The following is an 18159-nucleotide window of genomic DNA, read 5'->3' on the forward strand; positions in this document are numbered from 1 at the left end:
AAGCCGGTCTGACATCTTCTTGACAAGTCCTTCACATCTGCTGGGCATGGTGTGCGCCATGACCACCACCCTGCGGCGCTCACGCCGGAATCCGGCCCTGGTTCTGCTCTTTCCCGTCACCACGCTGCTCCTGACCGCCTGTTCCGGTGGCGACGACGGCGGGCCGGTCGCTCCGGTGGCGTCGGTGAAGAGATCGACCACGCCGACCCCCGAGGTGGACGACGCGTCCGGGGCGAGCGCGAACCCCGCCGACGTCGAGGCCCGCCGGCCCCAGCTGCGGGTGGACACGACCGATGCCGAGGAGGGACGTCTCTACACGGTCTGGGGCGACTGCCTGAGGGCGAAGGGCGCGGAGATGGGCTGGAAGGACGGCGGGGACGGCATCCGCTGGTCGTTCCCCTCGCCCGAGGAGAGGAAGAAGTGGCCGCAGGCCTTCGAGGACTGCGCGACCAAGGAACCGATCCTTCCGGCGGCCACCGACCCTGAACGTAACCCGGACTACGACAACGACTTCCGCGCGTACGTGAAGTGCATCAACCGGGACTCCGCCATCATCAAGGTCAAGCAGATCAGCGACGGCTGGACCTACGCCGACGACTACGACGTGCCGGACGGCGCCTGGGCCGACTTCGAGAAGGTCGACCGGGCCTGCGAGATCGAGGGTTTCGGCGGTGAGTGACGAACTTCCCCGGCCCCGGTTGCGACGGCCTCTCACGGTGACGGCGGCCGTGGCGTCCGTGGCCCTGGTCGGCTCCGGCGTCTACCTGATCACCCGCCCCGAGGAGGCCGGGGCGGCCCGGCCTGCCGCCGCCGCCCTGGAGAAGGTCACCGTCACCCGTACCGACCTGGACGACCACCAGCTCCTGCCCGGAACCCTGGGCTACGGACGGCCGCGGGCGGTGAAGGGAACCCGCACCGGGTCGGTGACCCAGATCGTGCGCGCCGGAAAGACTCTGGAGCGCGGCGATCAGCTGGCCCGGGTGGACGACCAGCCGATGATCGTGTTCTACGGGCAGACCCCGCTGTTCCGCGACCTGGACCGGCGGGGCCTGGTGGGCCGGGACGTGAAGGTGGTGGCCGACAATCTGCTGGCCCTGGGCTACGGCATCGGCGAGCAGCCCGCGGTCGGCAGCCTGATCCAGGCACCCGACGAATCCGCCCCCACGCCCCCCGGCGATCCCGACCTCGCGAGAACCGACACGCAGGAGCCGGACCCGCAACCGACTCCGGCGGCGACCACCGCGTCCAGGCGTCACGTCCGCGTCCAGGCGGGCGACGGCGTCCTCACCCCGGCCCTCCTGCTGGCCATCGGCCGCTGGCGGGAGGACGTCGGTCTCGACGACACCGGCACCGACGGTCTACGGATGGGGGACGTGGTGGTGCTCAGCGGCCCGGTACGGGTCGACACCGCGACCGCAGCCCTGGGCGACGCGGGCGACGGCCCCCTCGTCACCGTCACCTCCCGCGAGAAAACCGTTCTGGTACAGGTTGATTCGGCCAGGATCAGCAGTGTCCGGGTGGGTCAGAAGGTGCGGGTCGCCCTGCCCGACCAGAGGCGGGTGCGCGCCACGGTGCGGGGCATCAGCCGCACCGTCGAGGACCAGCCCGAGGATCAGGGCGAGAGCGTGCCCAAGCAGGACGTGACCATCACCGTCGACAAGACCGCCGCCCTGAAACATCTGGATGCCGCATCGGTCACGGTCGAGTTCACCACCGGCACAGCCAAGGACGTGCTCGCCGTGCCCGTGGGTTCCCTGCTGGCCCTCGCCGGGGGCGGTTACGCCCTTCAGCCGCCGCAGGGCGCGCTGATCCCGGTGGAGACCGGGATGTTCGCCGACGGCCTGGTCGAGGTCGAGGGGGACGGTGTCCGTGAGGGGCTGGAAGTGGTGACGACGCGGTGAGCCGGAGCGTTCTGGAGGTCCGGGACGTCAGCATGGTCTACCCCGGCGGGGTGCACGCCCTGCGCCAGGTCCGGCTGAGCGTCACGGCCGGGGAAATGCTCGCCATCGTCGGGCCTTCGGGCTCGGGCAAGTCGACGTTGCTCAACATCATGGGCACTCTCGACCGGCCGACCCACGGCCACGTGGAGCTGGACGGCCTCGACACCTCCCGGCTCAGCGACCGTCAGCTGTCGGCCGTGCGAGGACGGCGTCTGGGGTTCGTCTTCCAGCAGTTCCATCTCGCCGAGGGGCTCAGCGCCGTGGACAACGTGACCACCGGGCTGATGTACGCGGGGGTGCCTCGCCGGCGGCGCGAGCCCCTGGCCCGGGCGGCCCTGGACCGGGTCGGGCTGTCCCGCCGCGCCGGGCACCGGCCCCACCAGCTCTCGGGCGGCGAGAAGCAGCGCGTCGCCATCGCCCGGGCGCTGGTCAACCGCCCCGCCCTGGTCCTGGCCGACGAGCCGACCGGGGCCCTGGACACCGCGACCGGCCTGGCCGTGCTCGACCTGCTGACCTCACTGAACCGGGAGGGCACCACCATCGCCGTGATCACCCACGACCTCGACCTCGCCGCCCGCCTGCCGCGGTGCGTCACGATGCGCGACGGTCGGCTGGTCTCCGACGTGCTCCAGGCGGTGGACGCGTGAGTGTCCCCCCTGAGCTGTCACCGGCCCGGCTCTCGCTGCGGGACCTGCTCGGGCTGGGCCTGATCGGCATCCGCACCCGGCGCCTGCGGGCGGCCCTGTCCGGCCTCGGGATCTCGATCGGGATCGCCACCCTCGTGGTGGTGACCACCATCCCGGCCTCCAGCCAGGCGCACCTCCTGGCCCGGATCAGCGCTCTGGGCACGGACATGCTCCAGGTCACCTACGACGTGAACGCCGAGCCGAAGATCGTCCTCCCGCCCTCGTCGGTGGACATGGTGTCCCGCATCGGCCCGGTCAGCGTCGCCAGCGCGGTGGCGAACCTGAACCGGCGCGTCGTGCGCTCGGAGGCCTCCGGCCCCATCGACGACAGCGGCGTCACCACCCTGGCCGCGCGCGACGACCTGCTGCGGGCCGTCAACGGCCGCGTCCGCTCCGGGCGCTTCCTGTCCCCCTCGACCAGTGCGTTCCCCACGGTCGTGCTGGGCTCGGAGGCCGCCGGGCGGCTGGGCCTGGACGACCTGGCCCGGATCAGGCCGGCGCCCCAGATCCGCATCGGCGACAAGGACTTCACCGTGATCGGCATCCTGGAACCCGTGCCGTTGTTCCCCGACCTGGACGTCTCCGCGCTGATCGGCTGGCCGGCGGCGACCGAGGTGTTCGGGTTCGGCGGCAGCCCGACCATCATCTACGTGAAGGCCGACGAGTCGCTGCTCGCCGACGTCCGCGCGGTGCTGCCCGCGACCGTGAACCCGCAGCTGCCCGGGGTGGTCCGGGTCAGCCGGCCCTCGGACGCGCTGGCCGCCAAGGAGGCCACGCAGCAGGCCTATTCGGGGCTCTTCCTGGGGCTGGCCGGGGTGGCGCTGCTGGTCGGCGGGATCGGGGTGGCGAACACGATGTACATCTCGGTGCTGGAACGCCGCCGTGAGATCGGCGTGCGGCGGGCCCTGGGCGCCAGCCGGGGGCAGGTGCGGGCGCAGTTCCTCACCGAGTCCGCGGCCCTGTCCGGCCTGGGCGGACTGGCCGGGACGCTGATCGGCTGCCTGGCCAGCGTCGCCTACTGCCAGGCGCAGGGCTGGCCCCCGGTCCTGTCGCCGCCCACCCTGATGGCAGGTCTGGCCGGGGCGGTGGTGATCGGGATGGCGGCCGGCGCCTACCCGTCCGTGCAGGCCTCCCGGCTGACCCCCACCGCGGCACTGGCGGCCCCCTGAACGCTGTTCGGGCAGGATTGACCGGGAACGAGCACGAGCCGGATCGAGCGAAGAGGACGACGAGGACCCCGATGGCGCGGGTGATGGTGGCCGAGGACGACCACAAGCAGGCGGAACTGGTGCGGGCGTACCTGACGCACGAAGGCCACGAGGCGGTCGTCGTCACGAGGGGCCGGGCGGTGCTCGAGCAGGTCCGGCTGGCCCCGCCCGACCTGCTGGTGCTCGACCTGATGCTGCCCGAGGTCGACGGCTGGGAGGTGTGCCGCCGCCTGCGGGCCGAGCACACCCTGCCGATCCTCATGGTCACGGCCCGCTCCACCGTCGAAGACCGGCTGCTGGGGCTGGATCTGGGGGCGGACGACTATCTCACCAAGCCCTACGACCCGCGCGAGCTGATGGCCCGGGTGCGGGCCCTGCTGCGGCGCGCCCAGGTGTCCCCGGAGCGGGCGGTCACCCCCGCCGTGCTGGGGGTGGGCGACCTGCGGCTGGACCCCGACCAGCACGAGGTCACGATCGACGGCGTGCCGGTGACCTGCACCTCCGGGGAGTTCCTGATCCTGGAGACGCTGCTGGCCTCACCGGGCCGGGTTTTCACCCGCGCCCAGCTGCTCGACCGCACCCGGGGCAGCAGCCAGAACGTCACCGAGCGCACCATCGACGTGCACGTGTCCAACCTGCGCCGCAAGATCGAGCGCGATCCCCGCACGCCCCGCTACCTGCTCACCGTGTTCGGGGTCGGGTACAAGCTCGGCCCGGGCGCCTGATGGGCATCGCCGGCTCGGGCTCACCGCGCGTCCGCCGTCACCGCAGCCTGCTCGTGCGTCTGCTGCTGGTGTCGCTGCTGATCAGCCTGCTCTCGATCGGGGCGACCGCCTGGCTGGCCGTCACCTCCACCAGCCGGGCCCTGCAGCAGGAGCAGAGCCATGTGCTGGCCGACCAGGCCCAGGCCTACGACGACCTGCTCGGGTACGCCGCCACCCACCGCCGCTGGGACCGGGTCGGCCCGCTGCTGCACGACCTCAGCACCCGCACCGGCTGGGATCTCACCCTGACCACACGGGACCGGGCCCCGATCACCTCCACCGGCGGCGGGAAGGCCCCGGCCGGGCAGCCCTCGGCGGTGGTCGACCCGCTGAACATCGTCCCCAGCCTGGACCCCACCGTGGACGTCGGCTCGATCGACCACCGCGCGGTCGGCCCCTACCGGATCACCGAGTCCGACCAGAACCAGCTCCTCACCCTCGCCGAGCGCTCGGCCGAGTGCGCCCGCACCGTCACCCCGGACAAGGACCGGGCCACGGCGGCGGTGCGGATCGCGACCGACGAGACCGGGCGGCCCCGCCTGGAGTCGCGCCTGCCCACCTGGCGCCGGGTCTACGAACATTGCCGCGCCCCGGCCCTGACCGCCCCCACCCGGACCCAGTGGGAGGCCCTCGGCAAGCTGTCCGAGGCGACGAACCGATGCCTGGACCGCGAGGACCTGCCGCAGGTGAAGCTGGATCTCGGCTTCCGGATCAACTACCAGGCGGAGGCCGACCCGGACGACGCACCGGCCGCCCAGTCCTGTGTGGACCGGGCCCGCCGCGAGCAGCTCCGGGCGCACGTGGCCCCGGCCGCCCTGTTGTTCATCAGCTCGCCCCAGGCGCCCGAGCAGCCCCTGGTCAGCCTGTCCGGTGCCAACATCCGGCGCATCGTGCTGGTCACCGCCCTCGTCCTGGCCCTGACCATGCTGTTGACCACCCTGGCCGGGCTGCGCCTGGTGCGCCCGTTGCGGGCGCTGATCGCCGCCGTGGACCGCCCGGACGGCACCGGCCGGGCGGAGATCTCGTCCAGGGACGAGATCGGGCGGCTGGCCGACGCTTTCAACGAGCTGTCGGACCGGCGCGAGCGGCTGGAGGCGCAGCGCAAGGCGATGATCAGCGACATCGCCCACGAGCTGCGCACGCCGCTGAGCAACGTGCGGGGCTGGCTGCAGGCCGCCGAGGACAACATCGCCGCCCGTGACCAGGCGCTGACCAGCTCGCTGCTGGAGGAGGCGGTTCACCTGCAGCGCATCATCGACGACCTGCAGGACCTGGCCCAGGCCGACGCGGGTGAGCTGCACCTGTACCCGCAGGAGCTGGATCTGGCCGAGCTGGTCGCGCTGGTCACCCAGACCCACCGGGGCGCGGCCGATCTGGTGGGGGTGCGCATCGTGAGCCAGGCACGCAGCGGCGACCGGGTGCACGCGGACGCGACCCGGCTGCGTCAGGTGATCGGCAATCTGCTGTCCAACGCGGTGCGTCACACGCCGGCCGGCGGCACCGTGGAGGTCCGGGCCACGGCGGGCGCCGAGGGGGTGCGAATCGACGTCAGCGACAGCGGTGGCGGGATCAGCGCCGAGGACCTCCCGCACGTGTTCGACCGGTTCTGGCGGGCCGAGAAGTCGCGGGGGCGGGGCGGGGGCGGCAGTGGCCTGGGGCTGGCCATCGCCCGTCAGCTGGTGCGTGCGCACGGTGGCGATCTGACGGCCGTCAGCCGTCCGGGCCACGGCAGCCGGTTCACGATCACGCTCAGCCCCCTCCCGGAGCCGGACGTCGCGTGAGGGCGATCGCCGGGGCGGGCTGTACGGGCGGGCTGTGCGGGCGGGCTGCCCGTGACAGGTGCGCACGGCCCGGGGATACTTACTCGACACTGGACCGGGTCGGAAGGGGCGGGACGCGTGGCTGCCTCACTCGACGAGGTCGACCGCCGGATCCTCGCCGCCCTGCACGAAGACGGCCGGCTGTCGGTGCGGACCCTGGCCGAGAAGGTCCACGTCTCGCGGGCGAACGCGTACGCCCGGATCGAGCGGCTGCGCAGTCTCGGCGTCATCCGGGGGTTCACGGCCGAGATCGACTACTCGGCGGCCGGGTACGCCTCGGCCTACGTCACCCTGACCCTGCACCAGGAGCAGTGGCGCGACGTGCGCCGGCAGCTGCGTGAGCTGCCCGGCGTCGCACACATCGCCCTGGTCGGGGGCGAGTACGACGTCCTGCTCCTGGTGCGGGCCCGCGACAACGAACAACTGCGCTCGGTCGTGCTGGAACGCATCCAGGCGATCGAGGGGGTGGTCAGCACCCGCACGCTCCTGGTGTTCGAGGAGCCCGCGTCGCTGGCCGACCCGCTGATGCTCGACCGCCCCGTCAGCTAGCTAGGCGGCGGCCTGGTCCAGGGACTCGCGCACCAGGCGGTGCGCGGCCTCGTCCGTGCTGATCCGCAGCGCGCGGGCGGTCCGGAAGATCCTCTCCAGGGTGTGCGCGATGTCCTCGACCTTGGCGGCGACCTTCTCCGGGCCCCACCCCAGCACCTCACGGCCGATCAGGTGGATGGCACCGCCCCCGTTGGCCACGAAGTCCGGGGCGTAGACGATCCCGCGCCGGCTCAGGACCCGTGCGGCCGAGTCGCTCGCGAGCACGTTGTTCGCCGCCCCCGCGACGACCCGGGTGTCGATGCCGGAGGCGACCACGTCGTCCACCATGTTGCCCACCGCGCACGGGACGAAGACGTCACCGGCGAACCCCAGGACGTCGTCGACCCCGATGATGCGGGCCCCGAGCTCGTCGGCGGCACGCTCGCAGGCGAGCGCGTCGACGTCCGCGGCCACCAGGCGGGCGCCTTGCCCGGCGAGGCGGCGGGCCACGTCCATCCCGACGGCCCCGAGGCCCTGGACCACCACGGTTGCGCCGTCGAGCTCGGGCATGCCGGCCTCGCGGGCGGCGGCTCGCACCGCCACGTACACGCCGTGCGCGGTCTCGGGGGCGCTGGAGCCCGGTCCCCCGGCCTGCTCGGAGCGGCCGAAGGCGAACCCGCATCGCTGGTGCAGCACGTCCATGTCCGCCGGGCCGGTGCCGATGTCGGGGCCGGTGAAGTAGGAACCGTTGAGCATGGCCAGGTTCTCGGCGTGACGGTCCAGAATGCGCTGCCACACCTCGGGTTCCAGCTGTGCGCGAGGTACCGGCAGGGCGATGACGGACTTGCCGCCGCCCATCGGCAGGCCGGCGGCCACCATCTTGGACGTCATGCTGCTCGCCAGCCGGGTGGCGTCCCGCACGGCGTCGCCGAACGACTCGTAGACCATGGCGCGTGTGCCCCCCGCGGCCGGGCCCCGCTGGGTCGAGTCGACCGCGATGGTCAGGAACGCCCCCGTCTCCTCGTCGAACCGCGAACAGCAGAGCCGGCCGGGCCAGCTGTGGACGACCTCGTCGATGTGCATCGCGTGCTCCCGTCGTCAGCCCCCGTGCCTGCCTCGATTCTTGGCCGGGGCCCGGCCCGGTCGCCCGCCCAGCTGCGGACGCGAGACAGAAGCGGTGGTTACGCGACCTGCGGGAGCCAAACGTCTCGCCCGGGTGGACGAGTGGTGACGAGACTGCGCCACCCGGGTCACCGGAGGGCCCGTTCTTTCGACGCGGAGCAGTACCAGGCTGCGGTGGGGGCACTACCGGCCCGGGATACCGGCTGGCGCACCCGGGCGATGGCGTCAGCCGGTTCAGACACAGGCGACCCCGGATCGGAGGATAACCCCCCATCCGTTCATGTTGTATGCAATGACGGACACGGGCCGCCATTTCACAGAGCCCTCACCGCGCCGGCCGGGAGCGACCAGACCCACCCGATCGTCAGACACACTGCCAACGGCAAACTCCAGATCCCCATCGTCACAGCCCCCCTCTCGCCCCAGAACCAACATCCTTCACCTCAACCCTCTGCGACTCTTCAACTGTATACAATCACTGGCCAGCCGACCATGCCTCACAGCCGGACGGCGAACGACCAAGAACGCCATCACGGGACGAAAGAGGTTAGCCATGGCCCAGAATCCAGTAGCGGTGATCACCGGCGGCGCCAGCGGAATCGGGCAGGCACTCGCGGTCGAATACGCGAGGGCGGGCGTCGACACCGTGGTCGGGTACTTTCCCGGCGACCCCCACGACCCCCACCACACCGAGGAACAGGTCCGGGCCGCGGGCGGGTCGGTGCGGATGCTGCCCGCCGACGTCCGCAGTTCCGCCGACTGCGAAGCCCTGGTCACAGCCGCGGTCGGCCATTACGGACGACTGGACTGCGTGGTCGCGAACGCGGGCATCCTGCGGCGCACGGCCCTGGCGGACATGAGCGACGAGCGATGGGACGAACTGCTGTCGGTCGACCTGGGCGGGGTCATGCGGGTCTTCCGTTCCGCTGTCCCCCACCTGTCGGCCGGCTCCTCCCTGCTGGCGGTGTCGTCCATCACCGGCGGGGTTTTCGGCGCCTCCGAGCGGTCTCACTACGCAGCCGCCAAGGCCGGGGTGGTCGGCCTGGTGCGCGGACTCGCGGTCGAGCTCGGCCCCCGCGGGATCCGGGTGAACGCCCTCCTGCCGGGCCTCGTCGAGACACCTCAGTCCCTCGACGCGACCAACTCCGCGGGCGCCGAGACGCTGGCCCGGCTCGCCGAGGGAGTGCCCTTGCGCCGAACGGCCCAACCCGAGGAAATCGCCCGGGTCGCCCGCTTCCTCACCAGTCCCGACGCTTCGTACATCACCGGCACCGACATCCGCGTCGACGGCGGCATCACCGTCGTTCAGCCCTCCTGACGCATCCCGTTGCCCGGGTTCGCCCCGCTTCGAGCCCGGGTGACAGCCATCCCCGTCGCCCCCTTCCGTCCCAACTGCCACGGCCGGGCGCGCGGGCCGTCCTGCAACTCCTTCTGCACCAGCCGATCTCGTCATCCTGACGCCTCGTTTCCGCCTCATTAATTCCTGGGCAACGTCTTGACGGCCGCGTTCCGCATGCCTAGCTTCGTTCCATCAGACGGAACCCCGGTTCACTCAGTGAACCAGCCCGGCTCGGATCGTCCCCCGACCCCGGCCCGGCAGGACGGGAGATCAGCGTGAGCATGGTTCGGGAAACAGGCTCGTCGGAGGCACCGGCGCGATCAGTGGCTACAGACCTCACCGACGTTCTCGTCGGCGCGGTCGACCTGCACCGGCACGGATACCCCGAGATCTCCGAGCGGCTGCGCACCCCCCTGTCCGACGTCGACGACGTGCGCCTGTGCCGTGACGCCGGCATGGCCGCCACCGTGCTGAAGTCGCACACCTGGCCGACCACCGGCCGGGCCCAGCTGATCGAGCAGGCCGTTCCGGGCATCCGGGTCGTCCCCAGCGTCACGCTGAACCACTTCGCCGGTGGAATGCGGCCCGAGATCATCGAACTCGCGGCCCGCCAGGGGGCCCGGGTCGTCTATCTGCCCACCGCCGGCGCCCGCAGCGACATCCTGCGCGGAGGCATCTCGCAACGCATCGCCGGCGAGATCACGCACTACCATCCCGATCCGGACGAGGGGGTCGTGGTGACGAATGATGACGGCGAACTGACCGAGATGTTCCGAAAATGCCTGGACGTGCTGGATGAATGGCCGATGCTGGTCTACTCCGGGCATCTCAGCGCGCCGGAAGCACTGGCGATCCTGCGCGACGGCCGCCTGAGAGACCGGTTCGTGCTGTCCCACCCCGACAGTCATTCGATCGGGGCCAGCGACTCCGAAGTGGTGACCGCGGCCGGGCTCGGGGCCTACATCGAGATCTGCGCGCTGGGAGTGCATCCCAAGATCGACCGGGTCACGCCCGCCGATCTCGCCCGAACCGTCCGGGCCGTGGGCGCCGAGCGTTGCGTGATCACCTCGGACTACTTCTTCCCGTGGAGCCCACCCTCGAGCGTGACCCTTCACGAGTTCGCGGTGGCCCTGTTCGACGAGGGCATCACCCGTGACGAGCTCGATCTGATGCTGAAAACCAACCCCCGCCGCCTGATCGGTCTGACCGGCGATGAATGACAGCCTGACCCCGGCCACGACCGTGGCGCCCGCCGGCCGGGCCGAGACGCCCCCGGTGCGGACCCGTCGGATCTCACTGGCGGGCCTGCGGCCGCTCGGCCGCACCGTGGTCAACTTCCTGATCTTCGTGCTGCTGGCCTTCTTCCTGGTGAAGCTGATTCCGGGCGACCCGGTCGTCGTGGCCACCGGAGGGCGGCTCTCGGGAGAGCAACTCGAGGCCGCCCGTGAGGTCTACGGTCTCGACGGATCCTGGTGGCAGCAGCTTGTCGACTACCTCCGCCAGCTCGCGACCCTGGATCTGGGCAACTCCATCGCGACCGGCCGACCGATCTCCGACGAACTCCTGGTGCGCATCCCCTCGACACTCGAGCTCGTGCTCACCGGCCTGGCCGCCTCCACCGTCGTGGCGCTCCTGCTCTCCCACTACGTCGTCACCCACCGGGCCGCCTGGCTGTCCAAAGCGCTGACGGTCTACGCTCGTTCGGCGGGAGCGCTGCCCGAGTACGTGGTCGGGATCGCCTTCCTGTTCATCTTCTACGCCAAGCTCCACTGGGCCCCCGCGCCCAGCGGCCGGCTCGATCCGATCCTGCTCCGTCCCCCGGCCACCACGAACTTCCCGATTCTGGACGCCCTGCTGGCCGGGGACACCGTGGCCGCGGCGTCGTACGTCAGCCACCTCGTGCTGCCCGTCCTGGTCATGGTTTTCGCCCACACCCCGCTGCTGATGAAGATGCTCATCCTCAGTCTGGACGAGTCCATCGACGATCCGGCCACGAAGTTCCGGGTCGCCTCCGGGGCACCGCGTTCCATGGTGCTCGCGAGTGTCTACCGCCGGGCCCTGCCCTCGATGGTCGCGACCCTCGGGATGCTGTTCGGCATGTTCCTCGGCGGTGCCGTGGTGCTCGAGGCCCTCTTCGGGCTCGGCGGACTCGGCCAGTACGCGGTCGACGCCGTCAACGCCTCCGACGTCTTCGCCCTGCGGTCGTTCCTGCTCGCCACCGCCGCCCTCTGCCTGCTGATCTACCTGCTCGTGGATCTGGCGATCATGCTGCTCGACCCCCGGCGGCGCGCCGGGGTGGACCGGAAGGACCTCTGATGACCGTGCAGCCCCCGGTCCCCACCAACCGCTCCCTGGACCAGGTGATCCCCCAGCGCACGCGTCGTGGCCGGCCCGCAACCGCAGCCCGGCTCCTGCACTGCCTGCCCTTCACCGCCGTCCTGTTCCTGGCGGCCTTCGGGCCGCTGCTGACGACGCACAGCCCGACCGACGTCTCGGGAGCCGGCTCCGGCGGCCCCTCCGGCACCCACTGGTTCGGCACCGACGCCAATGGGCTCGACGTCTACTCCCGTGTGGTCGACGCCTTCCAGCTCGACGTCGTCGTCGCCCTCGTCATCACCGCGATCGCCACCGGCGTCGGGATCGGCCTCGGCCTGGTGACCGGGATGTACGAGTCACGGCGCTCGTTCCTGGGTTTCGTCGCCCGGACCCTGGCCCGCGGCCTCGACATCGTGCAGTCCATCCCCGTCATGATCGCCGGTCTGGTGATCGTCTCGTTCTTCGGACGCAACGTCGGCGTCATCACCCTGGCCCTGGCCGCCGTGATCACCCCGTTCCAGGCCCGGCTCATGCGCACGGAGGTGCTTCGCACCCGATCGGCCGGCTACGTCGACGCCGCCCGGATGTCGGGCGAGTCGGAGTCCACGCTGCTGCTGCGCCACGTGCTGCCCAACTCCTGGGGACCGACGCTGGAGAACATGTCGACCGTGTTCGCGATGGCGATCATCTTCAACGCGGCCCTGGGATTCCTGGGCGCCGGTGTCCCGGTGCCGACGCCGGAATGGGGCAGCATGCTCGCCCTCGGAGCCCCCGACGCCGCCGTGGGCCGCTGGTGGCCCGTGCTCTTCCCGGCTCTCGCCCTCGCCTTCTCGGTGTGGGCCGCGTCCCTGGTCGTCCCGGTGCTGACCGCGCGCACCGTCAGGCGCTGAAACCCCCGAAACCTCCCTCCCGCAGGTCCCCTCCCACCGTTCCCGAATGGAGTCAGGCGTCATGAACGCAAGAACTTCGATCAACCGCCGAGGGCTGCTGGTCACGGCCCTCGCCGCGACCGCCGCCGTCACGCTCGCCGCCTGCACCGGCGGCTCCGGCACCGCTCAGGCCGCCGGCGACACGGTCGTGATCGTCACGGCCGCGCAGCCGCCGAGCTTCAGCTACGAGACCAGTGTGACCGGTTACGAGGCAGCGGAATTCAACGCCAACACCGGCGCCACCCTCGTGCGTAACCCCTACATCGCCGCCAGCGGCAGCGAGGCCGCCCACCAGGACTACTACACGTTCGAGCCGCTGCTCGCCAAGAGCTACGACGTCAGCGACGACAAGCTCACGTACACCTTCCATCTCGACACCGAGGCCAGCAGCGGCCAGGGGAACAAGCTCAGCGCGGACGACGTCATCTTCTCGATGCAGCGCAAGTACAAGGTGAAGACCAGCGTCGTGCCGTTCCTGACCGCGCCCATCCTCACCGACCCCGACCAGCAGGTGAAGAAGATCGACGACGCCACGGTCTCGATCACGGTGGCCAAGCCGCAGTACGGCTTCACGCTCCTGGCCCTGCTGGCGAACGTCCCCTTCAACATCTACGACTCCACCGTGCTGAAGGAACACGCGACCGCCGACGACCCCTACGCGGTGAAGTGGTCCGAGCAGACCGGTACCTTCGGTTTCGGCGCCTACAAGCTCACCTCGTACGTTCCGGGTGAGCAGATGGTCTACGAGGCCAACACCGGGTACGCGCTGGGTGCGCCGAAGGTCAAGCGCATCGTGCAGCGGGTGGTGGCGGACGCCGGCCAGCGGGCCAACCTGGTCACCTCGGGTGACGCCCAGATCGCGACCCAGCTCCGGCCGGCCGACCAGGCCGGCATGATCTCCGCGAAGTCGGCCCAGGTGTTCACCGTCCCGACCAACTCGTGGGTCTTCATGAACATGGTGACGACCGCCGCGCCCTTCGACAACCTGGTCGTGCGCCGGGCACTCTCGCTCGCGGTGCCGTACGACGACATCGCCAAGAACGTCTACAAGGACCGCATGACGCCCTTCACCACCATGCTGTCCGACCAGGCCCCGGGCTGGAGCGGCGAGGGCCTGAAGGCGAAGGAGACGAACGTCGAGGAGGCCAAGAAGCTCCTGGCCGAGGCCGGTGTGAGCACCCCGGTGAAGTTCGAGCTCACGGTCAACAACGCCGTTCCGGACCTGCAGGAGGCCGCCGTCCAGATCCAGAGCGCGGCCAAGGCGGCGGGTTTCGAGATCTCGGTGAACGCGGTCAGCTCCGCCGAGTTCCAGTCCGGCCTGGCCACCCACGCGTTCCAGGCCATGATGCAACGGGACTGGGCCGTGGTGCAGTCACCGGCCTACGTGCTGCCCCTCTTCTACACCCCCGGCTCGCCGGTCGACTGGTCGGACTGGGACTACCCGCCCATGGTCAAGGCCGTCGCCGCCGGCAACGCCGCGAGTGACCCGCTCTCCGCGGACGGCGGCAAGGCCTGGAACGAGGCCGAGCAGATCCTGGCCTCGCAACTGCCGACCATCTACATGGGAGATGTCCAGCCCCTCAACGCCTTCGCCAACGGCGTCGGTGGATACGTCTTCCGCAGTGACAACGTCATCGACTACTCGCAGCTCAGCCTGAACGGCTGAGACCCGACCGGGACGGACGAGGACCAACCATGGACAGCACCACCGAATCGCGACCCGTTCTCGAGGTGAGGGACCTCAGCGTCCGCTACGGGAACAGCGTGGCGGTCAGCGGGGCATCCTTCACGATCGCCCGGGGCCAGCGCGTGGCCGTCGTCGGCGAGTCCGGCTCCGGCAAGACCAGCCTGGCCAATGCGATCGCCGGATTCGTCGACCCGATGAGCGCGGTCGTGGAGTCGGAGGTGCTGTCCCTGGACGGTTCGGCGCTCCAGCGGACCTTCACCGCGGGGAGGCAGGAGCGCATCCCTCGCCGTACCCCGGGGCTGTCCATGGTCTTTCAGGACGCGATGAGCAGTCTGGACCCGGTCTGGACGGTCGGGAGCCAGCTGACCGCGGTGCTGCGCTCCACCGAGCGCTGCACCCGCTCCGAGGCCCGGGAGCGGGCCACCGACCTGCTCGACCGGGTCGGCATCGTCGACCCGCGACGGGTGATGAGAGCCCGCCCGCACGAACTCTCGGGCGGTATGCGCCAACGGGTCATGATCGCCATCGCCCTGTCCGGCCGGCCCGCCCTGCTCATCGCCGACGAACCCACCAGCGCACTGGACGCGTCGGTGGCCGTACGCACGATGAAGCTCCTGGTCGAGCTGACCCGGACCCAGGGAACGGCCCTGCTGATGGTCACGCACGACATCGAGTTGTGCCGCCGTTTCACCGACCACGTGATCGTGATGTACCGCGGCGAGATCGTCGAGCAGTTGCCGTCGGCCCGGCTGGACGAGGCGGAACATCCCTACACCCAGGGACTCCTGCAGTGCGTGCCCACGCTGGCCAGCGCGGGCCTGGAGCAGCTGCCGACCTTCGAGTCGGTCCGCCGATCGATCGAGGAGGTGACCGGATGACCGCGCGGATCACCTGCGAGGACATCGTCAAGTCGTACGGCCGCAAGGCCGCCGTGCGGGGAGTCTCGTTCACCGTCGGGCCGGGGGCGCGGGTCGGCATCGTCGGCGAGAGCGGTTCGGGCAAGTCCACGGTGGCGAAAATCATCGTGGGGCTGGAGAAGCCCAGCTCCGGCCGGGTCCTGATCGACGGCCGCGAGGTGGCCTCGCTGATGTCGACCCGCAAGGGGGTCCTGGAGTACCGCCGCGCGGTGCAACTGGTGGCCCAGGACACGACCTCCACCTTCGACGCCCGGCACCCGGTGCGGCAGTCGCTCCGCACCCCCGCCCAGATCCTCGGCGGCCTGGACGTCCGGCAGGCGGACGAGGCGATCGAGAACATCACCCACGAGATCGGGATCTCGCCGGAGCTCGTGGACCGCTTCCCGGCCGAGCTGTCCGGTGGGCAGCGCCAGCGGATGGCGATCGCCCGGGCCCTCGTCATCCGTCCCGACGTCCTCGTCTGCGACGAGGCGGTCAGCGCACTCGACGTCTCGGTGCAGGGCGCCGTGCTGAACTTCCTGAAACGCTATTCGCAACAGCACGGCGCCTCCGTGCTCTCGGTCTCGCACGGCCTGCCCGCCACCGCCTTCCTCACCGACGAACTGGTCGTGATGAACGCCGGAACCGTGATGGAGACCGGCCCCACCCGTGCCCTGCTCGCCGACCCGCAGAACGCCTACACCCGCATGCTGGTGGGCGCCTACCGCGACATAGAGAGCCTCGCCCCATGACGCTCGCCTCGGCCCAAACTACTTGCACCGAAACGCTATTGGCCTCATTGACGATGCGTCACCCCGAGGTCTACGGTCGGTTCATGGAACGAAACGCCGATCCGGAAAAGGGATCAGATGTGCAGACGGTCAGCCGTGCCGCGCAGATCCTCTTCACCTTCTCAGCGGAGAACCCCGAGCTGGGCCTGAGCCAGCTCTCCACGGAACTCGGCCTCAGCAAGGCCACGATCCACCGGATCGCACAGACACTCGTCTCCGTAGGCCTCCTGGAACAGAACGCCACCTCGCGGGGATACCGGCTGGGTGTACGGCTCCTGCGGCTGGCCCAGGTCGTCGAGGGATCCATCGACATCCGGCGGGAGGCCCGCGAGGCCCTGCACACGCTGCGCGACGAGACCGGGGAAACGGTCTATCTGATGATGCTGCGGGGCAACGAGGCGCTGTGCGTGGAGCGGCTCGAGGGATCCCATCCGATGCGTGATCTGTCCACCGCCCCGGGTGCTTTCGTTCCGCTGCGCACCGGTGCCGCCGGCAGCGCCATCATGTCCGCGATGCCGGAGGGTGACGTGCGCGCCCTGCTGGGCGACGTGACACCCCGCGCCCTGCGTGACGAGGTGCGCGAGCGCGTCGACACCGCCCGGCAGCGGGGTTACGCGTTCTCGCGCGGTGACATCGCCCAGGGGGTGGGCGCCATCGCCGCCCCGCTGGTCGACAACCACGGCACCGTCATCGGCGCCGTCAGCCTCGGCGGCCTGCTCGAGCGCGTGGAGCAGTCCGAGCAAAGCCTGGTCGGCGCGGTCGCCCGGGCCGCCCGCCTGATCACCCTCCGGATGGGATGGACCACCGAATCATGAACCTGCGTCAGCTGATCAGCGAGTCCGACGGCCCTCTGGTCGTCCCGGGAGTCGGGACGGCGCTGGAGGCTCGGGCCGCCCAGGCCGCCGGGTTCGGCGCCGTGTACGTGAGCGGCTACGCGACCGCCGCCTGGCGTCACGCCGTTCCCGACATCGGTCTGATAGCCCTGGCCGAGATCGAGGCATCGCTGCGGGCGGTCGTCGCGGCCACCGGCCTGCCGGTCCTCGTCGACGCCGACACCGGGTACGGCGACGTCAGCAATGTCGTCGACACGGTGCGGAAGCTCGAGGCGGCCGGTGCGTCCGGCATCCAGATCGAGGACCAGACCTGGCCCAAACGGTGCGGGCACCTCGTCGGCAAGACGGTCGAGCCGGCCGACCGGGCCGCCCTCAAGATCCGGGCCGCGGCGGCGGCGCGGACCGAACCGGAGACGCTCATCGTGGCCCGCACCGACGCCCGGGCCACCGACGGTCTCGACGAAGCCGTCCGGCGGGCCCGGATGTTTCACGACGAGGGGGCTGACGTGTTGTTCATCGATGCTCCCGAGAGCGCCGAGGAAGTGGCCCGCATCGCCGCCGAGGTGCCCGGGATGCGGCTGATCAACGTGTCCGAGTCGGGCCGCACCCCGACCATCCCCCTCGAGGAGTTCGCCCGTCTGGGCATCGAGATCGTGCTCTACCCCACCAGCGCCCTGCGGATCGCGTCGCGGGCGTTCGCCGACTTCTTCGCCGATCTCCGTGCCCAGGGCGACTCCCAGGCGTGGACGCGGCGGATGCACGCCCTGGACGACCTGAACTCCCTGGTCGGACTCGACGAGATCCAGCACCTGGAGGGACAGATCATGGCCGGCCCCACCCGTTCCCCGTTGTCTTCCTGACCCGGCACCTCCCCACCCGAAAGGCCACCACCATGTCGACCTCACCCGACCTCGGCGCACTGCTCGAGCGCATCCAGCACGACCGCGGCGTCGTGCACCCGAACCTGGCCATCGCCGCCAAGTACAGCCCGGCCGCGCTGGAACAGTTCCACACGTCGTACATGTGGGCCGTCCACGGCAACGAGGTGCTCGACCGCAAGACCAAGGAACTGATCATGCTCGCGGCCGACGCGGCGGTGTACTTCACCTACGGCTGCAAGTTCCACATCGGTGAGGCCCTGCGTCACGGTGCCTCCGTCGACGAGATCGTCGCCTCCCTCGAACTGGTGGGCCTGGTGGGCGGTTTCCACGTGCCGATGATGGCCTTCCCGCTGCTGGACGAGGTCCTGGCGACCGAGGAGTTCGCCCACCTCCGCCGGCCGGACCTGACCTTCGACTGA

At 70.7% G+C, this 18159-nt stretch carries 18 protein-coding genes; 17 read left to right on the plus strand and 1 reads right to left on the minus strand.

The window, feature by feature from the left end:
- The first annotated feature begins 58 nt into the window (after window positions 1–58).
- The 7 genes from J2S57_RS30180 (at window position 59) to J2S57_RS30210 (ending at window position 6967) form a co-directional block, all read left to right on the plus strand.
- A complete protein-coding gene (locus J2S57_RS30180; protein WP_307249336.1) occupies window positions 59–679 on the plus strand; it encodes a hypothetical protein in 621 nt (206 codons plus the stop codon).
- Window positions 672–1901, plus strand: coding sequence for an efflux RND transporter periplasmic adaptor subunit (locus J2S57_RS30185; RefSeq protein ID WP_307249337.1), 1230 nt, complete (start codon window positions 672–674; stop codon window positions 1899–1901). The genes J2S57_RS30180 and J2S57_RS30185 overlap by 8 nt, the downstream gene beginning before the upstream one ends.
- 32 nt (window positions 1902–1933) lie before the next feature.
- Window positions 1934–2587 (plus strand): ABC transporter ATP-binding protein, encoded by a 654-nt coding sequence (locus J2S57_RS30190; RefSeq protein WP_370882722.1) that lies wholly within the window; start codon window positions 1934–1936, stop codon window positions 2585–2587.
- Window positions 2584–3795, plus strand: a complete 1212-nt coding sequence (locus J2S57_RS30195; RefSeq protein WP_307249339.1) for an ABC transporter permease — start codon at window positions 2584–2586, stop codon at window positions 3793–3795. The genes J2S57_RS30190 and J2S57_RS30195 overlap by 4 nt, the downstream gene beginning before the upstream one ends.
- A 71-nt stretch (window positions 3796–3866) precedes the next feature.
- Window positions 3867–4559, plus strand: coding sequence for a response regulator transcription factor (locus J2S57_RS30200; RefSeq protein ID WP_307249340.1), 693 nt, complete (start codon window positions 3867–3869; stop codon window positions 4557–4559).
- A complete protein-coding gene (locus J2S57_RS30205) occupies window positions 4559–6379 on the plus strand; it encodes a sensor histidine kinase (RefSeq protein ID WP_307249341.1) in 1821 nt (606 codons plus the stop codon). Before J2S57_RS30200 ends, J2S57_RS30205 begins: the two co-directional genes overlap by 1 nt.
- A gap of 117 nt (window positions 6380–6496) precedes the next feature.
- Window positions 6497–6967, plus strand: coding sequence for an Lrp/AsnC family transcriptional regulator (locus J2S57_RS30210; RefSeq protein ID WP_307249342.1), 471 nt, complete (start codon window positions 6497–6499; stop codon window positions 6965–6967).
- On the opposite strand, the gene J2S57_RS30215 is transcribed toward J2S57_RS30210, so the two are convergent.
- On the minus strand, window positions 6968–8029 hold the full coding sequence (locus J2S57_RS30215; protein WP_307249343.1) for a Glu/Leu/Phe/Val dehydrogenase dimerization domain-containing protein: 1062 nt from the start codon (window positions 8027–8029) through the stop codon (window positions 6968–6970). It abuts the gene before it with no gap.
- A 592-nt stretch (window positions 8030–8621) separates the two neighbouring features.
- Between J2S57_RS30215 and J2S57_RS30220 the strand changes: the two genes are divergently transcribed.
- From J2S57_RS30220 to J2S57_RS30265, 10 genes are all read left to right on the plus strand, one after another.
- Window positions 8622–9386 (plus strand): SDR family NAD(P)-dependent oxidoreductase, encoded by a 765-nt coding sequence (locus J2S57_RS30220; RefSeq protein WP_307249344.1) that lies wholly within the window; start codon window positions 8622–8624, stop codon window positions 9384–9386.
- 344 nt (window positions 9387–9730) lie between these two features.
- Window positions 9731–10627, plus strand: coding sequence for a DUF6282 family protein (locus tag J2S57_RS30225; RefSeq protein ID WP_307249345.1), 897 nt, complete (start codon window positions 9731–9733; stop codon window positions 10625–10627).
- A complete protein-coding gene (locus tag J2S57_RS30230) occupies window positions 10620–11723 on the plus strand; it encodes an ABC transporter permease (protein ID WP_307249346.1) in 1104 nt (367 codons plus the stop codon). The genes J2S57_RS30225 and J2S57_RS30230 overlap by 8 nt, the downstream gene beginning before the upstream one ends.
- A complete protein-coding gene (locus J2S57_RS30235) occupies window positions 11723–12613 on the plus strand; it encodes an ABC transporter permease (protein ID WP_307249347.1) in 891 nt (296 codons plus the stop codon). The genes J2S57_RS30230 and J2S57_RS30235 overlap by 1 nt, the downstream gene beginning before the upstream one ends.
- A gap of 61 nt (window positions 12614–12674) precedes the next feature.
- Window positions 12675–14318: an ABC transporter substrate-binding protein gene (locus J2S57_RS30240; protein WP_307249348.1), complete on the plus strand. Its 1644-nt coding sequence runs from the start codon at window positions 12675–12677 to the stop codon at window positions 14316–14318.
- Between the two features lie 29 nt (window positions 14319–14347).
- Window positions 14348–15217, plus strand: coding sequence for an ABC transporter ATP-binding protein (locus J2S57_RS30245; protein ID WP_307249349.1), 870 nt, complete (start codon window positions 14348–14350; stop codon window positions 15215–15217).
- Window positions 15214–15987, plus strand: a complete 774-nt coding sequence (locus tag J2S57_RS30250; protein ID WP_307249350.1) for an ABC transporter ATP-binding protein — start codon at window positions 15214–15216, stop codon at window positions 15985–15987. Before J2S57_RS30245 ends, J2S57_RS30250 begins: the two co-directional genes overlap by 4 nt.
- A gap of 83 nt (window positions 15988–16070) precedes the next feature.
- Window positions 16071–16841, plus strand: coding sequence for an IclR family transcriptional regulator (locus tag J2S57_RS30255; protein WP_307249351.1), 771 nt, complete (start codon window positions 16071–16073; stop codon window positions 16839–16841).
- Window positions 16838–17719, plus strand: coding sequence for an isocitrate lyase/PEP mutase family protein (locus J2S57_RS30260; RefSeq protein ID WP_307249352.1), 882 nt, complete (start codon window positions 16838–16840; stop codon window positions 17717–17719). Before J2S57_RS30255 ends, J2S57_RS30260 begins: the two co-directional genes overlap by 4 nt.
- A 32-nt stretch (window positions 17720–17751) precedes the next feature.
- The gene (locus tag J2S57_RS30265) at window positions 17752–18159 is read left to right on the plus strand and encodes a carboxymuconolactone decarboxylase family protein (protein WP_307249353.1); all 408 of its coding nucleotides are present in this window, start codon (window positions 17752–17754) and stop codon (window positions 18157–18159) included.

It is taken from the genome of Kineosporia succinea, from assembly GCF_030811555.1.
Lineage (GTDB): Bacteria > Actinomycetota > Actinomycetes > Actinomycetales > Kineosporiaceae > Kineosporia > Kineosporia succinea.

Bases quoted from the DNA above. Each gene is read 5' to 3' on its own strand.
- J2S57_RS30180 (WP_307249336.1), top strand. From the start codon at position 59: ATGACCACCACCCTGCGGCGCTCACGCCGGAATCCGGCCCTGGTTCTG.
- J2S57_RS30190 (WP_370882722.1), top strand. From the start codon at position 1,934: ATGGTCTACCCCGGCGGGGTGCACGCCCTGCGCCAGGTCCGGCTGAGC.
- J2S57_RS30200 (WP_307249340.1), top strand. From the start codon at position 3,867: ATGGCGCGGGTGATGGTGGCCGAGGACGACCACAAGCAGGCGGAACTG.
- J2S57_RS30205 (WP_307249341.1), top strand. From the start codon at position 4,559: ATGGGCATCGCCGGCTCGGGCTCACCGCGCGTCCGCCGTCACCGCAGC.
- J2S57_RS30215 (WP_307249343.1), bottom strand. From the start codon at position 8,029: ATGCACATCGACGAGGTCGTCCACAGCTGGCCCGGCCGGCTCTGCTGT.
- J2S57_RS30220 (WP_307249344.1), top strand. From the start codon at position 8,622: ATGGCCCAGAATCCAGTAGCGGTGATCACCGGCGGCGCCAGCGGAATC.
- J2S57_RS30230 (WP_307249346.1), top strand. From the start codon at position 10,620: ATGAATGACAGCCTGACCCCGGCCACGACCGTGGCGCCCGCCGGCCGG.
- J2S57_RS30235 (WP_307249347.1), top strand. From the start codon at position 11,723: ATGACCGTGCAGCCCCCGGTCCCCACCAACCGCTCCCTGGACCAGGTG.
- J2S57_RS30240 (WP_307249348.1), top strand. From the start codon at position 12,675: ATGAACGCAAGAACTTCGATCAACCGCCGAGGGCTGCTGGTCACGGCC.
- J2S57_RS30245 (WP_307249349.1), top strand. From the start codon at position 14,348: ATGGACAGCACCACCGAATCGCGACCCGTTCTCGAGGTGAGGGACCTC.
- J2S57_RS30250 (WP_307249350.1), top strand. From the start codon at position 15,214: ATGACCGCGCGGATCACCTGCGAGGACATCGTCAAGTCGTACGGCCGC.
- J2S57_RS30255 (WP_307249351.1), top strand. From the start codon at position 16,071: ATGGAACGAAACGCCGATCCGGAAAAGGGATCAGATGTGCAGACGGTC.
- J2S57_RS30260 (WP_307249352.1), top strand. From the start codon at position 16,838: ATGAACCTGCGTCAGCTGATCAGCGAGTCCGACGGCCCTCTGGTCGTC.
- J2S57_RS30265 (WP_307249353.1), top strand. From the start codon at position 17,752: ATGTCGACCTCACCCGACCTCGGCGCACTGCTCGAGCGCATCCAGCAC.